The following is a 15,296-nucleotide window of genomic DNA, read 5'->3' on the forward strand; positions in this document are numbered from 1 at the left end:
CCAGCGACGCCCACGGAGCCAACAGCGCCCGCGGCGCACACGGAACCCCGCTCACGCGACGCCCCGCTCGGTGAGAAGGTCACGCAGGCGGGCGACGACCTCGTCGATGCCCAGCTCGGTGGTGTCCAGCACCACGGCGTCGGGGGTCTGCTGCAACGGATTGACCTCGCGGGTCGAGTCGAGCCGGTCCCGCCGGGCCAGGTCGGCGGCGGTCGCCGTGACATCGGCCGCGTCCTCGGCACTACGCCGCCGGGCGCGGGCCGCCTCGGAGGCGGTCAGGTAGACCTTCAGGTCGGCGTCGGGGGCCACCACGGAGCCGATGTCGCGGCCCTCCACCACGATCCGACCCGCCTCGGCGATCACCCGCCGCTGCCGGTCGACAAGCAGCTCACGGATCGCACCGACGGCGGAGACCGCGGAGACCGCGGCGGTCACCTCGGCGCCGCGGATGTCGGTGGACACGTCGGTGCCGTCGACGGTCACCGCGTACCCCCGGGGGTCGGTGCCGATGCGCAGGTCGGCCTCGCCGGCGACCTTGGCCACCGACTCGGTGTCGGTCAGCTCGACCCCGGAGCGCAGCACCGCCCAGGTCAGCGCCCGGTACATGGCGCCGGTGTCGAGGTAGCGGGCGTCGAGGCTCACCGCCAGTCGCCGCGACACGGTGGACTTTCCCGAACCGGACGGCCCGTCCACAGCGACCACGCAGCGCCCGGCCGGTACGTTTTCCTCCACCGTTGTCCTCCTCAGCCCGTACCTCGCGGGTCGCCGTTGTCCGGCGCCGTTGAGCGGATGTGTGTCGTCGTCAATCATGCCCGCGCCGCGCGGGCGCCGGGGGCGCGTGCGCGCCGGCCCGCGGACCGCGTCGAAGCCTACCGGGAGCCGTACCCCGATCGTCTCCGGTCAGTCACCCACGGCCTTGAACAGGGCGGCGACCTCCGCGTTTGTCAGCCGCCGCAACCGCCCGGTGCGCAGGTCGCCAAGCTTGATCGGACCGATCGAGGTACGGATCAGCCGGGACACCGGGTGTCCCACCTCGGCCATCAGGCGCCGGACGATGTGCTTGCGCCCCTCGTGCAGGGTCAGCTCCACCTGGGCGCTTTTGCCCAGCGTGTCGACCACCTTGAACCCGTCGACCTTCACCGGTCCGTCCTCCAGCTCGACGCCGGTGGCCAGCCGCTTGCCCAGGTTGCGCGGGATCGGCCCGGCCACCTCGGCGAGGTAGGTCTTGAGTACCTCGTACGACGGGTGCATGAGCTTGTGGGCGAGGGTGCCGTCGTTGGTGAGCAGGAGCAGGCCCTCGCTGTCGGCGTCCAGTCGCCCGACGTGGTAGACCCGCTGCTCCAGCCGCGCGCCGATGAAGTCGGCGAGCTCGGTGCGGCCCTTCTCGTCAGCCATGGTGGTGACCACCCCGCGCGGCTTGTTCATCGCCACGTAGACCAGGCGGACGTCGGCCTGGAGCCGTTCGCCGTCGACGTGGATCACGTCGCGCGCCGGATCCGCCTTGTCGCCGAGCTGCGCCACCCGCCCGTTGACCGTGACCCGCCGCCGGAAGATCAGGTCCTCACAGGCCCGCCGCGAGCCCACCCCCGCGGCGGCGAGGACCTTCTGGAGGCGCTCGGCGCCCTCGTACACGGGGGCATCGGTCTTCGGGGCACGGTCATCGCGTCGCATCGGCAAGCTCTTCTACGTCGTCGGGAAGGAACGGGGCCAGGGGCGGCAGGTCGTCCACCGAGTTGAGCCCCAGCTTCTCCAGGAACATGATGGTGGTCCGGTAGAGGAAGGCGCCGCTGTCCGCTTCGGTGCCGCACTCCTCGACCAGGCCGCGACCCACCAGGGTACGGAGCACCCCGTCGCAGTTGACACCCCGGATGGCCGAGATGCGCGAACGGGTCACCGGCTGCCGGTAGGCGACCACGGCGAGGGTTTCCAACGCGGCCTGGGTCAGCCGGACCGACTGCCCGTCCAGCACGAACCGCTCGACGTAGGTGGCGTATTCCGGCCGGGTGTAGAGACGCCAGCCACCCGCCGCCCGGCGCAGCTCGAAACCGTTCCCGGCGACGGTGTAGCCGGCGGCGATGTCGTCGAGCATCGCCCCCACCCGCTCCGGGGCCTGCTCCAGCACCTCGGCCAGGACCAGCTCGCTGACCGGCTGGTCCACCACCAGCAGGATCGCCTCCAGGGCGCCGCGCAGCTCCGCGTCGTCCAACACCGGCGCGGGCGCCGGCTCCGGCGCCGCCCGCCGCTTCCCCCGCCTGGGGGGTACGCCGAAGGCACTCCCCGCGCCACCGCCCTGTGCACCACCGCCCCCTGCACCGCCGCCCGGCCCACCAACGCCCGGCCCGCCATCGCCCGGCCGACCGTCGCAGCCCTCGTCGCCGCCGCCCTCGTCGCCGCCCTCGTCGCCGCCGCCCTCGTCATCGCCGACCGAGGTCTCCCCCGAGATCTTGGTACCGTCCCGCCCCTTCAGGGGCGCTTCCGTACCAAGATCCCCACTCGTCTCGCCCAAAGACGCGATCTTGGAAGGAATCGGCCCCTCTGGGGGCCCATCGCTTCCAAGATCTGCCGAGGGGTCGAGATCTTGGACAGAGTCCACGGGCTCGGGACGGTCGGCCTGGGCCGGGTCCTCATCGCTGGGGCCGGGTGTCGGCGGAGTGGGGCGCTCCCACGGGGGGATCCAGGCGGCGGCCTGGTCGGCCAGCGAGTCGCGGCGCTCCTCGTCGCTCATCAGGTCACTCCTGCGTCGGTGCGGTCGTGTCCGCCGCTTCGCGGCGCGAGTCAGCGGCGGCGGCGGTCGCGGGGTAGGCAACGGCATTCGCGGGGTCGGCGTCGCCGGCAGCTTTGGCGAGGTCGGCGTCGGCGTCGGCGTAGGCGGCAGCGTCGGCGTCGGCCATGGCGGGGTCGGTGTGTGCGGCAGCGGCGTCAGCGACACCGGCAGCGGCGACACCGGCAGCGACGTCAGCGACACCGGAAGCGGCGACACCGGCAGCGGCGACACCGGAGGCGGCGGACGAGTCGACGGGTGTGGTGGTCGGGTCCGGGGCGCCGGCGTACTCGTCGACGGTCAGCTCGGCGTCGCCGTCGGCGGGGCCGGTCCACCGGACCGTCAGCTCCTCCAACGCCTGTTCCTGCACGAACGCGACGAGCCCCTGCCGGTACAACTCCAGCAGCGCCAGGAACCGGGCCACCACCTCGAGCGTCATCTCGCAGTCGGCGCAGAGCTGCGAGAAGGTGGCGATCCCGGCGCGGCGCAGCCGCTCGGCGATGACGCCGGCGTGCTCCCGGACGCTGACCCGGACCATGTGCACGTGCGCGATGGACACCTCGGGCACCGGTTTCGGGCTCATCGCCTTCAATGCGAGCTTGAGCAGCCGCTGCGGGCCGATGCCGAGCACCAGGTCGGGTAGCGCCTCGGCGTACCGGGGTTCGAGGGTGACCGCCCGCGGGTAGCGCCGACCGCCGACCGCCTCCAGCTCGGCGATGTGCGCCGCCGCCTCCTTGTACGCCTTGTACTGCAACAGCCGGGCGAAGAGCAGGTCCCGCGCCTCCAGCAGCGCCAGGTCCTCCTCGTCCTCCACGTCGGCGGAGGGCAGCAGCCGGGCCGCCTTGAGGTCGAGGAGGGTCGCGGCGACAAGTAGGAACTCGCTTGTCTCGTCCAGGTCCCACTTGTCGCCCATGGCCCGCAGGTAGGCGATGAACTCGTCGGTGACCTTGTGCAGGGCGACCTCGGTGACGTCCAGCTTGTGCTTGCTGATGAGCTGGAGCAGCAGGTCGAACGGGCCGGTGAAGTTGTCAAGCCGGACGGTGAAGCCGCTTGTCTCCCCCACCGGGGTCGGGTCGCCCAGGAGCACCTCGGCGGCGGCGGGGTCGCCGTGCGGCGGGTCGAGGGGCGGTGCGGTCACCGGGAAACCGTAGTCGACGCGGCGGGCGGGTGGCGTGGCCCCTACCGGTCCGACTGGGCGGCGATCACTTCTCGGGCGAGCTGCCGGTAGTTGCGTGCGCCGGAGGATGCCGGGTCGAGGGTGGTGATGGGCGCGCCGGCCACGGTCGACTCGGGGAACTTCACCGTCTTGGTGATGACGGTCTGGTAGACCTTGTCGCCGAACGCCTCGACCACCCGTTGGAGCACCTGGCGGCAGTGGGTGGTGCGGCTGTCGTACATGGTGGCGAGGATGCCTTCGAGTTCGAGGTCGAAGTTGAGCCGCTCGCGCACCTTGTCGATGGTGTCCAGCAGCAGCGCCACGCCGCGCAGGCTGAAGAACTCGCACTCCAGCGGGATGAGCACGCCGTGTGCGACGGTCAGCGCGTTGATCGCCAGCAGGCCGAGCGAGGGCTGGCAGTCGATCAGGATGAAGTCGTATTCCTTGCGGATGGTGCGCAACACCCGGGCCAGGGCCATCTCCCGGGCGACCTCGTTGACGAGCTGGATCTCGGCGGCGGAGAGGTCGATGTTGGCCGGCAGCAGGTGCAGCCCCGCCACGTCGGTCTTGATCAGGACGTCCTCGGCGGTGACGTCGTCCTGCATGAGCAGGTTGTAGACCGACAGGTCGAGGTTGTGCGGGTTGACGCCCAGGCCGACGGAGAGGGCGCCCTGCGGGTCGAAGTCGACGAGCAGCACCTTGCGGCCGTATTCGGCGAGCGCGGCGCCCAGGTTGATGGTGGTCGTGGTCTTGCCGACGCCACCTTTCTGATTGGCCATCGCGATGATCCGCGCCGGGCCGTGCCGGTCGGTCGGCATCGGCTCGGGGATCGGCTTGCGCATCGTGTACGCGGCCGGGTCGGCGGGGCCGAGGTCGGCGCCGAGCGTCGCCTGCTGCTCACGGAGCTCCGACGTCCAGGTCTCGGCACGGTCACCGTTTCCTGCCATGTCCTCGTTGCCCCCTCCCGACGACCACCCGGCGTCGGAGCCGTCCGACGTCCCTCGCGGCGCCGCTGCGCACCTCCGGTCCATCGCACCTGGAGGCCCGCGCCGATGCCGACTGTACGCCACCGGCCAGCAGCAGGTTCGGTAGCGGGTCGGCGTGTCGGCCGCCCGTCGGTGGCCCGGTCCGCGACCGGCGACACCGACCACTCACCCCAGGGCGCGCGGGTGCGCGGTGGCGTACACCTCGCGCAGCCGTTCCACAGTGACCAGCGTGTACACCTGGGTGGTGGTCACCGACGCGTGGCCGAGCAGTTCCTGCACGACGCGCACGTCCGCGCCGCCGTCGAGCAGGTGGGTGGCGTAGGAGTGGCGCAGGGTGTGCGGGGAGACCGCGTCGGGCCCGTCGACCGGCAGCCCGACGCGGGCGGCGGCGGCGCGCAGCACGCCCCAGGCGCCCTGCCGGGTGAGCGGTCCGCCGCGGGCATTGACGAACAGCGCCGGCGTGCCCCGGCCGGCGGCGACGAGCGCCGGGCGGCCACGGACCAGCCAGGCGCGCGTCGCGTCGGCGGCGTACCCGCCGACCGGGACGAGGCGGGTCTTGCCGCCCTTGCCGCGCAGCAGCACGGCGCCGGCGTCCAGGTCGAGGTCGTCGACGGCCGCGCCGACCGCCTCGGAGATGCGCGCGCCGGTGCCGTACAGGAACTCCAGCAGCGCCCGGTCGCGCAGCGCGCGGGGTGCCGCGTCGCCGGTGGCTCCGGTCGGCCCGGCGGCCTCCAGCAGCCGCCGGACGTCGTCGACCGGCAGCGCCCGGGGCAGCCGGCGCGGTGGCGTGGGCGGGCGCACGTCGCGGCCGGGGTCGGCGCCGGTGAGTCCCTCGCGCAGCGCGAAGCGGTGCAGGCCGCGTACCGCGCTGGCGGCACGGGCGGTGGAGGAGACGGCGAGCGGCGGGTGGTCGTCGTCGCCGGCGCGCAGCCGGGCCAGGTGGGTCTCGACCTCGCGGGTGCCGGCGGCGGCCAGGTCGGTCACCCCGGCGGCGGCAAGTGTGGTCAGGTAGCGGTCCAGGTCCCGGCGGTACGACGCGAGCGTGTTCCCGGACAGTCCACGCTCGACGGTGAGGTGGTCCAGGTAGCCCCGGACCGCGCGACGCAGGGCCGGCGCGGGTTGCGCGCCGGCCCGGTCCGTCGCGGGTTCGGTCAGCTCGGCACCTCGCTCAGCTCAGCGCCTCGGCCAGCGGCAGCATGTCCATGCCGTGCGCCTCGGCGACCGGGCCGTAGACCACCCTGCCGTCGTGGGTGTTCAGGCCCAGCGCCAGCGCCGGGTCCGCGCGCAGCGCCGCCCGCCAGCCCTGGTTGGCCAGTTCGAGGGCGTACGGCAGGGTGACGTTCGTGAGCGCGTAGGTGCTGGTGTTCGGCACCGCGCCGGGCATGTTCGCCACGCAGTAGAAGATCGAGTCGTGCACCTTGTAGACCGGGTCGGCGTGCGTGGTGGGGCGCGAGTCCTCGAAGCAGCCACCCTGGTCGATGGCGATGTCGACGAGCACGCTGCCCGGCTTCATCCGGGAGACCAGCTCGTTGGAGATCAGCTTCGGGGCCTTCGCGCCGGGCACCAGCACCGCGCCGATGACCAGGTCCGCGTCGAGCACGGCCCGTTCGATCTCGTACGCGTTTGAGGCCACGGTCTGGAGGTGGCCGCGGTAGATGGCGTCGGCGGAGCGCAGCCGGGCCACGTTCTTGTCCAGCAGCAGCACCTCGGACTGCAGGCCCAGCGCGATCGCGGCGGCGTTCAGGCCGGACACGCCGGCGCCGATGACCACGGTCTTGGCCGCGTACACGCCGGAGACGCCGCCGGGCAGCACGCCCCGGCCGCCGCCGGTGCGCATCATGTAGAACGCGCCGACCTGCGGGGCGAGCCGGCCGGCCACCTCGGACATCGGGGCGAGCAGCGGCAGCGACCGGTCGGGCAGCTCGACCGTCTCGTACGCGATGCCGGTGACCCCGCGGTCGACGAGCGCGTCGGTGCACTCGCGGGAGGCGGCCAGGTGCAGGTAGGTGAAGAGCACCTGCCCCGCGCGCATCCGGTGGTACTCCTCGGCGATCGGCTCCTTGACCTTGAGAACCAGCTCGGCGGTGTCCCAGACCTCGTCGGCGGTGGCCAGGATCTTCGCGCCGGCGGCGGCGAACTCGTCGTCGGTGATGCTCGATCCGACTCCGGCGCCCGTCTCGACACAGACCTCGTGGCCGTTGCGGGTGAACTCGTGGACGCCCGCCGGCGTGATCGCCACCCGGTACTCGTGGTTCTTGACCTCGCGGGGGATTCCGACCTTCACGATGCTGACACCTTCCTCGGGGGCGGCTCACCCCGGCAGCGCGGCGCCCCGACGGCTCCGTTGCCGACGCGGTCCACCGGTCCCGCCGGCGGCAGTCTAGGCGCGCGGACCGCCCGGGAGCGCCGACACTGTGACATCCGGTGCCCGGTGGTGCTGACGGAGTGTCAGGCATGGACCGGGCTGGGCGGTGGAGGCGGCCCTCAGCCGACAGGACACACTTCGGTGAACATCGTCCCACCGGCTGGGCGGCGAGGCGGACAGGACGAGAGTCGATCACTAGGGTGTCCGCTCATGACCACTCCTTACCAGCAGTACCCGCAGGGCGTCTCGGACAAGAGCAAGGTTGTCGCGGGCATCCTCCAGATCCTCCTCGGCGGCTTCGGTATCGGCCGGTTCTACATGGGCGACACCAAGACCGGCGTGATCCAGCTCGTCGTCACGCTCGTGACCTGTGGCTTCGGCGCGATCTGGGGCCTCGTCGACGGCATCCTGATCCTGGTCAACGGCGGCGTCGACGGCCAGGGCCGCCCGCTGCGCGACTGAGCGGCGGGCACGGAAAGGGGCCGCGCGGCACACGCCGCGCGGCCCCTCCGTCGTCCCTTCCCGATCAGCGGGGCAGCGGCGCCTGGGGCCGGCGCAGCTCGGTGAAGCCGGTTTCCCGGGCCCGGGCGGTGGCGAGCAGCCCGGCCACGCAGGAGGCGTTGGTGATCTCACCGGCCAGGACCATCCGGACCGCCTCGTCGAGGTCGACCCGGACCACCTGGAGGTCGGCCTCCTCCTCGTGCCGGTCGTGCCGTTGCCCGGCCGGCACGTCGGCGAGGTCGCGGGCCAGGAAGACCCGGACCACCTCGTCGGTGAAGCCGGGCGAGCTGTGCAGGTCGACGAGCACGTCGATGCGGTCCGCGGTCAGGTCGGCCTCCTCGGCCAGCTCCCGCGCCGCCGCGGCGGCCAGGTCCTCCCCGCGCACGTCCATCAGCCCGGCGGGCAGCTCCCACAGGTGCCGGCCGACCGGATGCCGGTACTGGCGGATCAGCACCACCTGACCGGCGTCGTCGAGCGCCACCACGGCCACCGCGCCCACGTGCCGCACGTAGTCGCGGGCCGCGGTGCCGCCGCCGGGCATGGTCACGTCGTCACTGACCACGGAGAAGATCCGGCCGGACCAGACGTCCTGGCGCGCCGTCACCTCGTACCTGTGCTCCACGCCGCTCACTTCGCGGTGGCCTTCGCCGCGCGGCCGGGCTTCCTCGCGGCCTCCGCCGCGCCGTCCAGGTCCACCGGGAGCTGGTCGGCCTCGGAGTACGCGACCGCGGCGCCCACGAACGCCGCGAACAGCGGGTGCGGGCGGGTCGGGCGGCTCTTCAGCTCCGGATGCGCCTGGGTGGCCACGAAGAACGGGTGCAGGCCGCGGTCCAGCTCGACGAACTCGACCAGCCGGCCGTCCGGCGAGGTGCCGGAGACGATCAGGCCGGCCTTGGCGAGCTGGTCACGGTAGGCGTTGTTCACCTCGTACCGGTGCCGGTGCCGCTCGCTGACCTCGGTGCTGCCGTACGCCTGCGCGACGATCGAGTCCTCGGCGAGCGTCGCCGGGTACGCCCCGAGCCGCATGGTGCCGCCCAGGTCGCCGCGCCCGGCCACGATGTCCTCCTGGTCGGCCATGGTGGCGATGACCGGGTGCACGGCCTCCTCGTCGAACTCCAGCGAGTTGGCCCCGTCGAGGCCGGCCAGGTCACGGGCCACCTCGATGGTCATGCACTGGAGGCCGAGGCAGAGGCCGAGCAGCGGGATGCCGTTCTCCCGGGCGTACCGGGCGGTGCCCACCTTGCCCTCGATGCCGCGCACCCCGAACCCGCCGGGGATCACAATGCCGTCGACGCCGGCCAGCGCGGCGGCGGCGCCGGCCGGGGTGACGCACTCGTCGCTCGGCACCCACCGCAGCTTCACCCGGGCCCGGTGGCCGAACCCGGCCGCCCGGATCGCCTCGCTCACCGACAGGTAGGCGTCCGGCAGGTCGACGTACTTGCCGACCAGGGCCACGGTGACGGTGTGACGCGGCTTGTGCACCCGCTCCAGGAGGTCGTCCCAACTGGTCCAGTCGACGTCGCGGAAGGACAGGCCGAGCCGGCGCACCACGTACGCGTCCAGGCCCTCGCGGTGCAGCACCTTCGGGATGTCGTAGATGCTCGGCGCGTCCGGGGCGGCGGTGACCGCCTCCCGGTCGACGTCGCAGTAGAGCGACAGCTTCTCCTTGACCTTGTCCGGGATCTCCCGGTCGCAGCGCAGCACCAGCGCGTCGGGCTGGATGCCGATGCTGCGTAGCTGCGCCACCGAGTGCTGGGTCGGCTTGGTCTTCAGCTCGCCCGACGGCGCCAGGTAGGGCACCAGCGACACGTGCAGGTAGAAGCAGTTGTCCCGGCCGAGATCGTGGCGGATCTGGCGGATCGACTCCAGGAACGGCAGCGACTCGATGTCGCCGACGGTGCCACCGACCTCGGTGATCACCACGTCGGGGACCTGGCCGTCGGTGTCCGGGTCGGCCATGCCGAGGATCCGGGCCTTGATCTCGTTGGTGATGTGCGGGATGACCTGGACGGTGTCGCCCAGGTATTCCCCGCGCCGCTCCTTGGCGATCACCGCCGAGTAGATCTGCCCGGTGGTCACGTTCGCCTTGCCGGAAAGGTCACGGTCGAGGAACCGCTCGTAGTGGCCGACGTCGAGGTCGGTCTCGGCACCGTCCTCGGTGATGAAGACCTCGCCGTGCTGGAACGGGTTCATCGTGCCGGGATCGACGTTCAGGTAGGGGTCGAGCTTCTGCATGACCACGCGCAGCCCGCGCGCGGTCAGCAGGTTGCCGAGGCTGGAGGCGGTGAGGCCCTTGCCCAGCGAGGAGGCGACTCCCCCGGTGACGAAAATGTGCCTGGTCGTCCGTGCTGAAGGGGCCAAGGCCTGCTCCCGTGTCGTCCGTAGCGGTCGTGCGAACCGCCGTGCCGATCAGCCAAGTGATCACGCGATCCACGGGACTCCACGGTAACACCTTTCGGACCGTGAGCTGCCGTCGCACCCGCTGTCGGCGCACGTGAGGCCCCCTCCGCCCGCGTCGTGGGCCCGCCCGACGGGTCCGCGCCACCGGGACCGGGCCCGTCCGACGGCGCCGCGCCGCCCTCTCCCCCGGGCGGTCCGCTGTCGGGCACGGTGCGGTCGGTGGAGTGGTCGAGCACCCGCAGCGCGGCCAGGGCCGCCATCGGCACCACGAGCGCGCCCGCCGCCCCGGCCACGTCAAGCGCCGACCCGCCCAGCACACCGCCCAGCCCGGCGGCGACCCCGGTGCCGGCCATCGCCGCCCGGATCGCCGGATAGATGCCGAACAGCCGCAACAGCCCGCCCCACGGCTGGAGCAGGGCCAGCCATACCAACGCGGCCCCGGCCACGGCCAGCACGGTGAGTGGACTGTTCACGAACGTCTCGAAGTTCGACGTGCTGGACCGGTGCACGGTGAGCCCGCCGGTGCCGTCGCCGAGCGCGGCCAGGAACCGGCCCAGGCTGCCCCGCTCGGTCGCCGGCCGCCCCAGGTCCACCAGGGCGAAACCGATGGTCACCGCCAGCCCGGCCATGGTCGCCCAGGCGAGACGGCTGACGGTGAGCCAGCCGCCGGAGCAGACCGCCGCCGCCACGCTCACACCCGCGGTGAGCGCGATCGCGCCGATCGAGTCGGCGCCCAGGTACGGGCTGCCCACGATCACCACGGCGGTGCCGCCCACCGCCACCATGACGGTCGGCCGCCAGCCCCGGCGCACCCGCTGGGCCAGCCAGCCGCCGGTCAGAAGCGACCCGGCGATGAACACGCCCAGCCCCACGGTGCCCAGGCCGGCATACCGGCCGCCCTCCAGCGCGGAGTAGCCGACCACGCCGTTGAGTTGCAGCCGGGAACCGGTGAGCACGTCCACGCCGACCACCAGGGTGGCCAGCCCGGCGACCGCGCCAAGCGGCCCGAGCGTGCGGTCGTGCCCGGGGGTGAACCGGACCGCGGCCGTGCCACCGACGATCAGCAGCGCGGTCACCGAGGCGAACCACCAGCCGGCGTGCTGCCCGCGCCACCAGGGCACGGCGTCGGCCAGCAGCGCCGCCGGCACGGCCAGCGCCGCGGCGATCAGCAGCAGCTCCACCACCGCCACCACCCGCCGGGACACCGGCGCGGGCCCGTGCGGACCGGCGAGCCGGCGGGCCCGGCGCAGCAGCGGCAGCACCGCCACCGCGAGCGCCATCTGGGCGGCGGCCAGCAGCGTGAAGAACCAGCCGGCGACCGTGCGCTGGGCGGCGGCCTCCCGGTCGGCGTCGGCCGGCGACCCGATCGCGGTCCGCAGGTCGTCCGGCCGGTCGTCGACGGTCACGGCGGGCCGGCCGAGGAAGAGCCGCTCCGGCATCGGCCGGCCGAGCGCGGCGAGCGCGGTCGGGGCCAGGTCGACAAGTTGCAGGTAACCGGCCCGGGCGGTGCTCGGCGAGATCAGCCAGCCACCGTCCCAACCGGGACCGTCCGCGACGGCGACGTGCAGGCGCGCCGGCGAGTCGGTGTCGGACACGCCGGCGACAAGCACAAGCGAGTGCGGCGGCCGGGCGGCGAGCACCCGGGCGAGCCGGGTGTCGGCCTGGCGCGCCTGCGCGGCCCGCACGGCCGGGTCGTCGTCGTCGACAGTGCCCACGTCGACGATGCTCAGCACGCAGGAGCCGAGCAGTTCCGCCGGGTCGTCGGGCAGCGTCGCCTCGTACCTGTCGACCCGCCCGAACGGGCGGGCGGCGGCCACCGCGGCGCCCGGGCCGACCGCCACCGAGCAGCGCACCGACTCGGCAAGCGCACCAGGCGTGGCGCCCCACGCCAGCTTGTTCTGGTTGTGCGCGACGACGCCCGGCTGGTCGGGCAGGTTGGCGCCGATCCCGTCGGGTCGCTCGATGGTCACCGGGCCGGCCGGGCAGCCACCGCCGGGGCGGGTGCCGTTCCAGGCCGCGAAGTTCCCGGCGCCGAGGGTCAGCCAGCCGTCGACCGGGCAGGTGGGGCGGTGCGCGGAGCGTACCGAGAGGGAACCGATCGCGCCCCGCTCGGCCATCCGCCACAACGTCGGGGTGTTCTGCGGGTCCACGTCGTCCCACCGCAGGCCGGCGGCGCCGACCAGGACCACGAAGTCGGCGCTGCGCCGGGCCCCGCCGTCGTTCGGACGGGCGGCCAGCGCGGTGATGCCCAGGGCCACCACCACCAGGGTCAGCAGCACCGGAGTCAGCCTGCGCAGCATCAGCGGTTCCCCGGCGAGTGCTGCGGCGTCAGCTCGGCGTACAGCTCGGCGAGGGCGGCCACGGTGTCCGCCTCCGTCGGCCAGCTCGCGGCCCGCACCGCGCCCCGGCGGCCCAGTTCGGCGCGGCGCGCGTCGTCGTCGAGCAGCGTGCGCACCGCCGCGTCCACGGCGTCGACGTCGCCCGCCGGGATCAGCACCGCGGCGTCGCCGACCAGCTCCGGCAGGCCACCGACCGCGGTCGCGACAAGCGGTACGCCGGCGCGCAGCGCCTCCTGCGCGAACAACTGGCGGGCCTCCCAGTCGCTCGTGACCACCGCCAGGTCCGCGCCGGCCAGCAGGTCCGCCACGTCGGTGCGGTGGCCGAGCAGGGTCACCGGCGCGCGGGCGGCCGAGATCCGCGCCGCAAGCGGCAGGTAGGCGGGCCCGCTGCCGGCGATCACCACCACCGGCGCGGGTGTCCGGGTACGCCACCGGGCGGCGGCGTCGATAAGCACGTCGTACCGCTTCTGCGGGTGCAGCCGGCCCACCGACAGGATCAGCGGGCGGTCGCCGGTGACCCCGAACTCGGCCCGCACCGCGGCGCGGCGGCGACGTGGCGCGGGCAGCGCCGGCGCGGCGACCGGTGCCAGCCGGGCGTCGGCGGCGCCGAGCGCGGCGGCCCGCTCGACCAGGTCGGCGGAGGCGCCCAGGGCGACCCGGACGGACCGGGCGACGACGCGCTCGACAAGCCGGGACAACGCGCCGCGCAACCCGCCGGCGAGGACGGCGTTGTGCCAGGTGACCATCAGCGGGGCGGCCGGGCGCGCGAGCGCGGCGACCAGGCCGGCGCGCAGCCCGTGCGCGTGCACCACGTCGACAGGCGTCTCCGCGAGCGCCCGGCGCAGCGCGGTGACCGCACGGGCGTCGGCGGGGGTGGGGTTGGCCGGGATCTCCACCGGCGTGAACCGGGCGCCTGCCCCGGTGAAGTCGAACTGGTCCTGGACCGCGCTCGGGCCGCAGACGAGCACGGACGCGCCGGCCTCGGTGAGCCCACGGGCGACGGAGCGGACGTGCTGACCCACCCCGCCGGTGCTGGAGGCGAGCACCAGGGCGACCGAACCGGGCCAGCGCGGTGCCGGCGAGGCATCCGTCATGAGGAAACGGTCTCCTTTCCGTCGCCCCGCTCGCCGGGGTGCTGGTCCGGCGGCGGTCCGTCGGCGCCGGCGGCCGGTCGCCCGCGCCGCAGCCGACGGGCCACGGCCGCGAGCAGCGGCCGGAGGTCGCGGGCGTCGGTCAGCCAGGCGACGGCGAGGAACAGGACACCGACCACGACCCCGGACAGCATGCCCTGTGCGAGGGCCTGGAGTGTCGTCGGGGTCCCGTCGGTCAGCCCGCCGAGACCCCGGGCGGTGACCGCGCCACCCGCCGCGGCGACCGCGGCGGCCAGCAGCCCGGCCGCGCCGGCCCGACCGGTCCCGGCCAGCGCCTCCGGACCGGCGGCACGCCGGACGGCGGCGAGCAGCAGCGCGCCGAGCAGCAGCATGCCGGCGGAGGTCGCCAGCGCCACCGCGAGCACCCGGTCGGCAAGCGGCAGCACCTGGCCGAACAGCACCGCGAGGGCGGGCACGCTCAGCCATCCCAGCGCCGTGACGACGCTTGCCGAGCGGGTCTCGCCACGCGCGTAGAGCGCCCGGGTCAGGATCGCGAACAGGCCGTAGCCGAGCAGGCCGGGCGCGAACCCGGCGATCCCGGCCGCGGCGGTGCCCGCGTCGACCGGGTCGGGAAAGAAGAAGTGCCCGAGCGGGATCGCAGCGCCGGCGAGCGCGGCGGCGCCGAGCAGGCTGAACAGCACCACCCCGCGCACCGCCGGGGCGAGGGTGTCGCGGTAGGTCCGCTCGTCGCCTGTCGCCCGGGCCGCCACGAGCGTCGGGTACGCGGCGATCGCCAGCGGCACCGCAAGCACCGACCAGGGCAGGAAGTAGACCGTCTGGGCCAGGTTGTAGACGCCGACGTCCGCGGTCCGGCCGTAGGTGACCTGGTTGAGCGTCACGGCCAGGGCGATCTGCTGGGCGGCCACGGTGACCACGCCGGCGACCACCAGCCCACCGACGCGCGCCCGGGCGTCGGCCGGGAACCGGTAGCCCGGCCGGGGCCGCAGTCGCAGCCGGCGCAGCGGGATCAGCAGCGACAGCGAGAGCACCACCACGCCGAGCGTGGTGCCGCCGGCGAGCAGCAGCTCACTGCCGCGACCGGCCGCCCCGATGGTGGCCTGCCGCCCCTCGACGGCGGTGAACCCGAGGTAGACCGCGATGACTGTGACGCTCGACAGCAGCGGCGCGAGCACCGGCCAGGCGAAGCGCCGGTGCGCCTGGAGCACGCCGGTGAGCACGATCCCCACGCCGTAGAGCGGCAGTTGGGGCGCGAAGACCCGCAGCATCCGCGCCCCGGACGCCTGCTGGGCCTCGCTCAGTCCGTGGCCGAGCAGGCCCGGCAGCGGGTCGGCGAACACCGCCACCAGCACCGCCAGCGGGACCAGCAGGCTCAGCGTCCAGGTCAACAACGCGCCAGTGGTGGCGGCCACCGCCCGCCGGTCACCCGCCTCGACGGCCCCGGCCAGCAGCGGTACGACGAGACTCGCGAGCGCCCCACCGGCGACGATCTCGAAGATGAAGTTCGGGACGTAGTTCGCCACCAGGTAGGCGCCGCCGAGGTCGCTTGTGGACAGCGTCCAGGTGAACACGGCGGTGCGGCCGAAGCCGGCGAGGCGGCTGACCACGGTGAGGACGGCGATGAGGGCCGCCGCCCCGGCGACGCGGCCGGCGGCGGCGAGGGGTGCCGGTTTCGTCAC

Annotated in this window: 13 protein-coding genes; 1 reads left to right on the forward strand and 12 read right to left on the reverse strand. The window is 74.0% G+C overall.

The genetic code is table 11. The annotated features are described in order from the left end of the window. Positions 1-51: 51 nt before the first annotated feature. The 7 genes from cmk to ald all read right to left on the reverse strand — a co-directional run bounded on the left by cmk (position 52) and on the right by ald (position 7,187). Positions 52-732: a (d)CMP kinase gene (gene cmk / locus SM450_RS30305; protein WP_474623201.1), complete on the reverse strand. Its 681-nt coding sequence runs from the start codon at positions 730-732 to the stop codon at positions 52-54. A gap of 168 nt (positions 733-900) precedes the next feature. After that, positions 901-1,671, reverse strand: coding sequence for a pseudouridine synthase (locus SM450_RS30310; protein ID WP_474623202.1), 771 nt, complete (start codon positions 1,669-1,671; stop codon positions 901-903). Beyond that, positions 1,658-2,725 carry an SMC-Scp complex subunit ScpB gene (gene scpB, locus SM450_RS30315; protein WP_474623203.1) on the reverse strand — a complete coding sequence of 356 codons (1,068 nt, stop codon included), beginning with the start codon at positions 2,723-2,725 and terminating at the stop codon, positions 1,658-1,660. Before scpB ends, SM450_RS30310 begins: the two co-directional genes overlap by 14 nt. Before the next feature lie 4 nt (positions 2,726-2,729). Then, positions 2,730-3,899: a segregation and condensation protein A gene (locus tag SM450_RS30320; protein WP_474623204.1), complete on the reverse strand. Its 1,170-nt coding sequence runs from the start codon at positions 3,897-3,899 to the stop codon at positions 2,730-2,732. Positions 3,900-3,940: 41 nt separating this feature from the next. After that, the gene (locus tag SM450_RS30325) at positions 3,941-4,864 is read right to left on the reverse strand and encodes a ParA family protein (protein WP_281583638.1); all 924 of its coding nucleotides are present in this window, start codon (positions 4,862-4,864) and stop codon (positions 3,941-3,943) included. Between the two features lie 204 nt (positions 4,865-5,068). Continuing rightward, entirely contained in the window at positions 5,069-6,058 is a 990-nt protein-coding gene (locus SM450_RS30330) for a site-specific tyrosine recombinase XerD (RefSeq protein WP_474623222.1), read from the reverse strand. Between the two features lie 13 nt (positions 6,059-6,071). After that, positions 6,072-7,187, reverse strand: coding sequence for an alanine dehydrogenase (gene ald / locus SM450_RS30335; protein ID WP_474623205.1), 1,116 nt, complete (start codon positions 7,185-7,187; stop codon positions 6,072-6,074). A 222-nt stretch (positions 7,188-7,409) separates the two neighbouring features. Between ald and SM450_RS30340 the strand changes: the two genes are divergently transcribed. After that, positions 7,410-7,730 (forward strand): TM2 domain-containing protein, encoded by a 321-nt coding sequence (locus tag SM450_RS30340; protein ID WP_474623206.1) that lies wholly within the window; start codon positions 7,410-7,412, stop codon positions 7,728-7,730. A gap of 64 nt (positions 7,731-7,794) precedes the next feature. Here SM450_RS30340 and SM450_RS30345 read toward each other — a convergent pair whose 3' ends face one another. From SM450_RS30345 to murJ, 5 genes are read right to left on the reverse strand one after another with little or no spacing between them, the layout of a single operon-like run. Beyond that, complete coding sequence (locus tag SM450_RS30345) at positions 7,795-8,400, reverse strand: NUDIX domain-containing protein (protein ID WP_474623207.1); 606 nt, start codon at positions 8,398-8,400, stop codon at positions 7,795-7,797. Then, the gene (locus SM450_RS30350; protein ID WP_474623208.1) at positions 8,397-10,130 is read right to left on the reverse strand and encodes a CTP synthase; all 1,734 of its coding nucleotides are present in this window, start codon (positions 10,128-10,130) and stop codon (positions 8,397-8,399) included. The genes SM450_RS30345 and SM450_RS30350 overlap by 4 nt, the downstream gene beginning before the upstream one ends. Next, a complete protein-coding gene (locus SM450_RS30355) occupies positions 10,028-12,469 on the reverse strand; it encodes a hypothetical protein (RefSeq protein ID WP_474623209.1) in 2,442 nt (813 codons plus the stop codon). The genes SM450_RS30350 and SM450_RS30355 overlap by 103 nt, the downstream gene beginning before the upstream one ends. Further along, positions 12,469-13,602, reverse strand: coding sequence for a glycosyltransferase family 4 protein (locus SM450_RS30360; RefSeq protein WP_474623210.1), 1,134 nt, complete (start codon positions 13,600-13,602; stop codon positions 12,469-12,471). Before SM450_RS30360 ends, SM450_RS30355 begins: the two co-directional genes overlap by 1 nt. After that, complete coding sequence (murJ, locus tag SM450_RS30365; RefSeq protein WP_474623211.1) at positions 13,599-15,296, reverse strand: murein biosynthesis integral membrane protein MurJ; 1,698 nt, start codon at positions 15,294-15,296, stop codon at positions 13,599-13,601. Before murJ ends, SM450_RS30360 begins: the two co-directional genes overlap by 4 nt.

Source organism: Micromonospora marincola, from assembly GCF_056150385.1.

Excerpts from the sequence above, each read along its gene's own strand:
- SM450_RS30310 (WP_474623202.1), bottom strand. The coding sequence starts at position 1,671 with ATGCGACGCGATGACCGTGCCCCGAAGACCGATGCCCCCGTGTACGAG.
- scpB (WP_474623203.1), bottom strand. The coding sequence starts at position 2,725 with ATGAGCGACGAGGAGCGCCGCGACTCGCTGGCCGACCAGGCCGCCGCC.
- SM450_RS30325 (WP_281583638.1), bottom strand. The coding sequence starts at position 4,864 with ATGGCAGGAAACGGTGACCGTGCCGAGACCTGGACGTCGGAGCTCCGT.
- SM450_RS30355 (WP_474623209.1), bottom strand. The coding sequence starts at position 12,469 with ATGCTGCGCAGGCTGACTCCGGTGCTGCTGACCCTGGTGGTGGTGGCC.
- SM450_RS30360 (WP_474623210.1), bottom strand. The coding sequence starts at position 13,602 with ATGACGGATGCCTCGCCGGCACCGCGCTGGCCCGGTTCGGTCGCCCTG.